Source organism: Vibrio xiamenensis (assembly GCF_900100015.1).
Classification (GTDB): domain Bacteria; phylum Pseudomonadota; class Gammaproteobacteria; order Enterobacterales; family Vibrionaceae; genus Vibrio; species Vibrio xiamenensis.
This window is the reverse complement of the sequence record NZ_FNDD01000059.1, coordinates 1-8,816: the sequence shown is the minus strand read 5'-3', so window position 1 is coordinate 8,816 and position 8,816 is coordinate 1. Positions and strand designations below refer to the sequence as shown.

At 53.9% G+C, this 8,816-nt stretch carries 2 protein-coding genes; both read left to right on the top strand.

The features are described 5' to 3' along the window. A partial coding sequence (locus BLS03_RS24805; protein WP_143015697.1) for a non-ribosomal peptide synthetase occupies positions 1-7,209 on the top strand: 7,209 nt, incomplete at its 5' end. 69 nt (positions 7,210-7,278) lie between these two features. Next, on the top strand, positions 7,279-8,816 hold a 1,538-nt coding region (locus tag BLS03_RS24800; RefSeq protein ID WP_245696819.1), incomplete at its 3' end, for a condensation domain-containing protein.

The following is an 8,816-nucleotide window of genomic DNA, read 5'->3' as shown; positions in this document are numbered from 1 at the left end:
AATGATGACCAGGTCAAAATTCGCGGTTTCCGTATTGAACTGGGTGAAATTGAAGCCTGCATTCGCGGCGTGAGTGGCATTACTGACGCGGCGGTCGTGGCAGAAACGGGGGCCTCAGACCAACGTTTGGTGGCCTACTATGTTGGCGAGGTTGAGCGCGAAACGCTGCGCAGCCATTTGGTGGCTGAATTGCCAAGTCATATGGTGCCGCACGCGTGGATGCAGCTTGACGTTTTGCCGCTTACCAGCAATGGCAAGTTAGACCGCCGCGCTCTGCCAAAAGTCAGTGCAGATGGCGTGGTGCGCCATGAGTATCAAGCGCCTAAGGGCGATGCGGAGCAACTGCTGGCGAAACTTTGGAGCGAGCTGCTTGGCGTGTCTCAAGTTGGGCGCTTGGATAACTTCTTTGAACTGGGCGGCCACTCGCTACTCGCGGTGCAGCTTATTGAGCAGCTGCGTCAAAATGGTTATGAGTTGGCGGTGAAATTCCTGTTCAATCAGGCGAATCTGGCAGCGCTTGCGCCATGTATGACGCGCCTTGATGCCGCGACGACTTATGTCACTCCGGCCAATTTGATTGCTGAGGATTGCCGCCATATTACGCCAGATATGTTGCCTTTGGTTGAACTTGATCAAGACCAAATCGACACCATTTGCCGGCAAGTTGATGGTGGTGCGGCCAATATTCAGGACATTTACCCTCTCGCGCCGCTGCAGCAGGGCATTTTGTTCCATCATTTGCTTGAGCAGCAAGGCGATGCTTATCTGACCCGCTTAATGGTGGCGTTCGATAAATCTGATGCGGTGGATGAGTTTGTTGATGGCTTGCAAGCGGTGATTACGCGCCATGACATTCTGCGCACCGCCATGGTTTGGCAAGGCCTAGAGCAGCCGCTGCAAGTGGTGTGGCGTAATGCGCCGCTTAGCATTCAGACTCTCGATTTTAGCGGTGACGATGTCGCGAATCAGCTGGCGAATCATTTTGATCCTGCCACCACGCGCATCGACTTGACCAAGGCGCCGCTTATTCATGCTTATCGCGTGTATGACGAGGCGAACCAGCGCTGGTTGCTGTGCTTGTTGGTGCACCATTTGATCAACGACCACACCACATTGGAACTGCTGATTGAGGAGGTGTTTGCTCATATTGATGGCAACACTGAGATGCTTGCGCCAGCGCTACCGTTTCGCGAGTTTGTCGCGCAAACCGCGCAGCAGCAAGATAGCGCTCGTGATCATGCGTATTTTTGCGCCCAACTGGCGGATATCGATGAGCCGTGCGCGCCGTTTGGCGTGCTGGCACTGGATGAGTCAAACTCGCGAATCGACGTGACCACCACTCAAATTGATAGCGCCGTGGCTCAGAGCCTGCGCGAGCATGCTAAGCGCCTTAACGTTAGCGCTGCCAGTCTGTTCCATTTGGCTTGGTCTTTGGTGCTGCGCGCCGCGACCGGACAAAGTGATGTGGTGTTTGGCACCGTGCTGTTTGGCCGTATGAGCTCTGGTTCTGCGAAAACCTTGGGCATGTTCCTAAATACTTTGCCGCTACGAGTCAGCTTAACTGAGCAGTCTGCAGAGCAGGCGATTAGCTCAACTCATAGCGCATTGGCGGAGCTGTTGAACTACGAACACGCATCGCTGATTGAAGCGCAAAAATGCAGTGGCGTGGAATCTCCGGCGCCGCTGTTTACCAGTATGCTGAACTATCGATATCAGGGAAATCGATATCAAGGAAATCGATATCAAGGAAGCCATTCTCAAAGTTATGGCGACTCGGCAAGTGCACTCGATCGTATTGATTTGGTGTTTAGCGCCGAGCAAACCAACTATCCACTTAGCATTGATGTCAACGACCATCTCGGCGGCGAGTTCACGTTTGATCTGCACGCTAGCCAAGCGATTGGCGCGCAGCGTGTGGCGCAAATGATGGTCAATGCGTTGCAAGGGTTGAGCGAGCAGCTTAATGCCCAATCGGATGGGTCGATATTGGCGCTGCGAATTGTCTCACACACAGAGCGCGAACAGGTGCTAGAAGGCTTTAACCGCACTGTGCGCGATTATCCTTTAGAGATGTGTATTCATCAGCGCATCGAGCAGGCCGCGCAAAAATGGCCGGGTAAGATTGCGGTGGTCAGTGACGAGCAAAGCTTGACGTACCAAGCGCTTAACCAGCAAGCCAACCAGTTGGCGCATTGGCTGGTCGAGCAGGGCGTTGGTCCAGATAGCCGTGTGGCGGTCTGCTTAGAGCGCAGCTGCGAATTGGTGGTGGCACTGGTCGCGATTCTTAAAGCGGGCGGCGCGTACGTGCCAATGGATCCAAGTTATCCGCAAGACCGTTTGGCCTATATGTTAAGCGACAGTGCGCCGACGGTGTTACTCACCACGAAAACGCTTAAGGCGCGTTTAGGCGATGTTGCGAGCACAGTGAAACTGGCGTATTTCGACCAAATGCCAGAGTGGCACAATGCTCCAAGCGACAATCTTGATATTGACAAGCTTGGGCTCACTTCGCGCCACCTTGCTTACATCATCTATACCTCGGGCTCAACGGGGTTGCCAAAAGGAGTGATGAACGAGCACCGCGGCGTGGTTAACCGTTTGATGTGGATGGCGCTCGACTACGGCTTCAATTCTGATGATGTGATTTTGCAAAAAACGCCATTCAGTTTTGATGTCTCGGTGTGGGAGTTCTTCTGCCCGCTATGGGTTGGGGCCACTTTGGTGATGGCGCGCCCTGAAGGGCATAAAGATCCCCAATATCTGCGTGAGGTGATCGAGGCGCAAAAGGTCAGCATTTTACACTTCGTGCCGCCTATGCTGCAGATCTTCCTTGAAAACATCGCCGCTCACGATTGCCAAAGTTTGCGTCTGGTGTTCTGTAGTGGCGAAGCGCTGCCAGCTGAAACCATTCGTCGCACTTATCAAGGTCTACCTCACGTTGAACTGCATAACTTGTATGGTCCAACGGAAGCAGCGGTGGATGTGACCCAATGGCACTGCCCGCGTGAGCTACGCGGGAATCGAGTGTCGATTGGTCAGTCGGTTGCCAATACGCGCATGTATGTGCTGGATGAGCAGCAGCAACCGCTGCCTGTTGGCGTGGTGGGTGAAATTTATATCGGCGGCGTGCAAGTGGCGCGCGGTTATTGGCAGCGCGACGACCTCACTCAAGAGCGTTTTGTTGCCGACCCGTTTGTCTCAAACGCGAACGCCACCATGTACAAAACCGGTGACGTTGGCCGTTGGCTTGCCGATGGCACAATCGAGTATCAAGGGCGTAATGATGACCAAGTGAAAATTCGCGGTCAGCGTATGGAACTTGGTGAGATTTCCTCGGCGCTGAAAGGGTGCGATGGCGTCCTTGAAGCCGTGGTGATTGCGCGTGGCAGCCAAGCCGACAAACGTTTAGTGGGTTACTACACCGCCAAACAGGCGCTCAATGTTGAGGCGTTAAAAGCGCAAATGGCAAGTACTTTGCCTGAGTACATGGTGCCTGCCGCTTTAATGCAGCTGGATGAGATTCCACTTACGCCAAACGGCAAAATGGATCGCAAAGCCTTACCAGAACCGGCTGAAGATGCCTTTGTGCGCCGTGAATTCGTTGCGCCGCTGGGTGAACGTGAGCAACTGCTGGCTGGAATTTGGCAAACGTTGTTGTCCATCGAGATGGTCGGTCGCGATGACAGTTTCTTTGAACTTGGCGGTCACTCGCTGCTGGCGATTCAACTGATTGAGCGTCTGCGCAAACACGGTTATCAGTTAGCGGTCAAAGCGCTGTTTGATACGCCATGCCTTAAAGAGTTGGCGCTCAAACTCGAGCAAAGCAATGCGGATGCATGGCAGTTACCGAACTATCACATCGAACGCAATTGCGAGCGAATTACGCCGCAGATGTTGCCGTTGGTCGAACTGACGCAAACTCAGATCGACCACATTGCCAGCCAAGTTGAAGGCGGCATGGCCAACATTCAAGACATCTATCCATTGGCGCCATTGCAAGAAGGGATTTTGTTCCATCATCGCATGGCCGAGCATCGCGACCCGTATGTCAGCCCAGTTATTTTGGCGTTTGATACACAGGCGCAAGTGCAAAGCTTTGTCGATGCGCTGCAAAAAGTCGTTGCGCGTCATGACATTCTCCGCACGTCAATGGCGTGGGATGGATTGGATGAACCAGTGCAAGTGGTGTGGCGTGAGGCCAAAGTGCCGCTCAGCCAAGTTAGCCTTGAGGGGGACAATGTTCTTGAGCAGTTGACCCAGCTTGCGAATGGTGAATACGCACGTCTGGATGTGACCCGGGCGCCACTGACAGCGGCGTATCACACCTATGATGGCGCGCAAAATCGTTGGCTATTGTGCTTGGTAAACCATCACCTCAACAGCGACCACACCACCTTGGAACTGACGGTGGAAGAGGTGTTTGCCCATATTGACGGGCGCGAACAGACCTTGGCGGCGCCACTGCCGTTTCGTAACTTTGTGGCGACCAGTCGTTTAAATCACAACTCGGCGGCGCACCAAGATTACTTTAGCGAGCAACTGGCATCGGTCGATGAACCGTGCGCGCCATTTGGGGTGTTGCACTATGACGAAACCAGCGTGATTGACGAGCAACATGTGGCAATCGACGCCAAACTTGGCGAGCAAATACGCGCCGTGGCACGCACTCATGGTTTGAGCGCTGCAAGTGTGTTCCATCTCGCCTGGGCGTTAGTGCTGGGCAAAACCACTCAGTCACAACAAGTGGTGTTTGGCACGGTATTGTTTGGTCGAATGGCCGCTGGTGAAGGCGCTGATCGCGTGCTGGGTATGTTCCTGAACACTTTGCCGCTCAAGTTATCACTACAGAATCTCACCGTGGGTGAGGCGCTCAATGCCACGCACCAAGGGTTGGCAAATTTGATGGACCACGAGCACGCATCGCTGACGTTAGCGCAGCAGTGTAGTGGGCTGGATAGCGCAACACCGCTGTTTAGCAGTTTGCTCAACTACCGCTACGACGGTGGCAGCGAGCAACTTAGCGATCAAGCGGCGAACTCGTCGATGGCGAAGATGGAAGTGGTGTATCGCACCGAGCGCAGCAACTATCCGCTGACGCTATCGGTCAACGATCATCGCGGCCAACGTTTCTCACTGGATCTGCAAATTGACCAGCAAGTCGGTACAGAGCGCATTGCCAGCATGATGTTGACCGCACTGGAAAATATCGTTGCAACGCTGCTTTCAGAAGGTCATCACATCGAAGATTATCGTTCTGGAGAACGAGCAGAAGCTTCAAGCGTTAAAGCGACTGAGTTAAGCGTGTTGTCAGCGCCGGCACGCGCACAATTGGTTGAGCAGTTTAACCAAACCGCGCTTGATGTTGACCGTGACATCAGTGTCCATCAATTAGTCGAGCAGCAAGCCGCGCTAAGGCCTGATGCGCTAGCCGTTATCTCACAGCATCAACAGCTGAGCTATGGCGAGCTTAACGCCAGAGCCAACCAGTTGGCGCATTGGCTGGTCGCGCAGGGGGTTAGGCCAGAGCAGTGTGTGGCGCTGGGCTTTGATCGCACGCCAAGCTTGATTGTTGCGATGTTGGCGGTGTCGAAAGCGGGCGCCGGTTATGTGCCGCTTGACCCTTCGTATCCGAGCGAGCGTTTGGCGTACATGCTGCAAAGTAGCGCGCCTAAACTGCTGCTCACCGACGGCAGTATCGATATGGATGAGATTGACGCCTCAGTGCGCGATATCAACCTCATCAGCGATCACCATTTATGGGCCGATTGCAGCACAGCGAATGTGGACTGCCGTGGCTTAACCAGCGACCAATTGGCTTACGTTATCTACACCTCAGGTTCAACCGGGCAGCCAAAAGGCGTGATGGTGGAACATCGCAACTTGGTGAATCTGGTCACTTGGCACAATCACGCGTTTGATATTCAAGCGGGCGACTGTGTATCGAGTGTGGCAGGGCTTGGTTTTGACGCTGCGGTATGGGAAATCTGGCCGCCGCTGTGCGCCGGTGCCTATCTCACGCTGCCAAGTTTGGCGGTCAGCCGTGATCCAGAGCAGTTGCTGGCGTGGTGGACCGAGCAACCCATTAAAGTCGGCTTTTTGTCGACCCCGGTTGCCGAGCTATCGTTCGCTCGCGGCGTGCATCCAGCCAGTTTGCAAACCCTGCTGGTTGGCGGTGACAAACTTACCCGCATGCCACATCGCAGCGCGCCGTATCGTTTAGTCAATAACTACGGCCCAACCGAGGCCACTGTGGTGGCAACCTCTGGTGAAATGTCATTTGACGACTCGACGCTGCACATCGGCCGCGGCGTTGCCAACAGCCAGATTTATCTGCTCGATGAAGCGGGCGATCTGGTGCCACGCGGCGCCGTCGGTGAGCTCTATGTCGCCGGGTTTGGTGTGGCGCGCGGCTATCTCAATCAGCCTGAGTTGACCAAAGAGCGGTTTATTGCGTGTCCATTTGATAGCGATCCTCACAGCCGTATGTATCGCACCGGCGATTTAGCTCGCTGGCGTGAAGACGGTACTCTGGAGTATCTCGGTCGTAACGACGATCAGGTCAAGATCCGCGGTTATCGCATCGAACTTGGCGAAATCGAGGTCGCGCTTAAAGCGTGCTCAGGGATTGAAGAGTCGGTAGTGATGGCGCAAAGCGTTAACGGTGAAGATACCCAGTTAGTGGCGTATTTCGTTGGCGATACTGAGCGCGAACTGATTCGTGATGCGTTAAGCGCCAAGCTTCCCCAGTACATGGTGCCTGTGGCCTATGTTCAGCTTGACGCGATGCCGTTAACCGAGAACGGCAAAATCCATCGTAAAGGTTTGCCAAAACCTGATGCCGACGCGTTTCTTACTCGCCGTTATCAAGCGCCAGAAGGCGATGTTGAGCAAAGCTTGGCAGCAATTTGGAGTGATTTGCTGGGTATCGAGCAAGTTGGGCGCTATGACCAGTTCTTTGAATTGGGCGGTCACTCGTTACTTGCGGTCAAACTTATCGCCCGCATTCGCGATGCCTTTGGCGTTGAATTGGCAATCAGTGAGTTGTTTGCAACGCCGGAACTGGCAGCGATGGCCGAACTGATTGTCGAGCGCAGTATGGCAGACATCGATCTCGAAGAGCTTAAAGCGATGGCGCTCAGCGCTGGATACGACGAGTCAGAACTCGAGCAAGTGCTTGCTCAGTTGGCAGAAAAATCATCATCAAAATAGGTGAAAAGGGGCTTTGGCCCCTTATAAAAAATTATGAAAACACAACACGATAATAAGATGGCGGCATTAATGAAAATGATGCAAAAACGCGCCGTCACTCAAAACGTCAGCACCCAGAAAACCCCCAATACCATTACCACCATTGAGCGAGATTCGCCGCTGGCGCTGTCTTTCTCACAGCAAAGGTTATGGTTTATCGAGCAGTTGGACTCCAGTTCGAGTTCCGCCTACCACATCAGTGGTGCCGTGCGTATTCATGGCCAGCTTGACCTTGATGCGTTGACTTTCGCCCTCAATGCCATTGTTGAGCGCCACGAAGTGCTGCGAACCCATTTTCCCGCACGGGGTGAGCAGCCAGAACAAGTGATCGCGAAGCCAAGCGTCGGTATGCCGTTTGAGCATTTTGAGGTCGCCAATGAGCAACAGCTCAATGCTCAACTGCAAACCCTTAAGCAGCGCGCATTTGACTTAGAGCAAGGGCGTTTGGTGCGCGCAGCACTGATCGAACTTGGCGAGCAGCAGGTGCTGTTTTTGTGTCTGCACCATGCCATTGCCGATGGTTGGTCGCTCGGCATACTGCTTGAAGAGCTTAGCGCGCTGTATAACGCCAAGCAACAAGGCGCGCCATCGCCCCTGATGCCGCTTAGCTGTCAATACGCCGACTATGCTCACTGGCAGCGTGAGTGGTTAAACTCTGATGCGGCAAAGGCGCAAAGCGACTATTGGCAAACTGCGCTGGCTGGCGCGCCTGAGTTGTCGGGTTTGCCATGCGATTTTAGTCGTCCGGAGAAACAAAGCTACGCTGCAGAGCGTATCGAACTCAACTTTGATAAAGCCTTTTCAGCCCAATTGCGCGCGTTTAGCCAGCGCCACGGCGTCACCGATTACATGGTCATGCTCGCGGCGTGGTCATCGCTGGTGGCGCGTCTTTCAGGGCAGAGCGATGTGGTGATCGGCACGCCGATCGCAAACCGCACTTTGCCTCAAACTCAAGCCATGATCGGCTTTTTTGCCAACACCTTAGCGCTGCGTATTGATCACAGTGGCTCGCCTTCGGTGAGTGAATTTTTGGTGCGCATCAAAGCGCAAAATATCGAGGCGCAAACCCATCAAGATCTGCCGTTTGATCAAGTGGTGGAAAAGCTCAGTCCGAACCGTTCGCTTGCCCATACGCCGCTGTTTCAGATGATGTTTGCCTGGCACGATAACAGCGCAGGTCAGTTGCAATTGGGCGATCTCAGCGCCCAATTTGTCGAGCTAGAACAAGCGCAAACCACGGTACAATTTGATGTGTCTCTGTCTTTGGGATGGCATCAAGACCAAATTCAGGGCGACATTCGTTTTGCCAGCGCGCTGTATCGCCGCGAAAGCATTGAAGAGTATCTGCGCTGCTGGCGCAATTTGCTGCAAGCTTGGCTGCTGGATGATGGGCAGGCCATCGACCAAGTTGCGCTGCTCAGCCAAGGTCAAATTGAGCAAGTGACAACCGGCTTTAACGCCGATAAGCAATCCTACCCAGTGACTGAATGTATTCATCAGCGCTTTGAAGCGCAGGTAGATGCTTTCCCTGAGCACATTGCGGTTTCCTATCAGACCCATACTTTGAC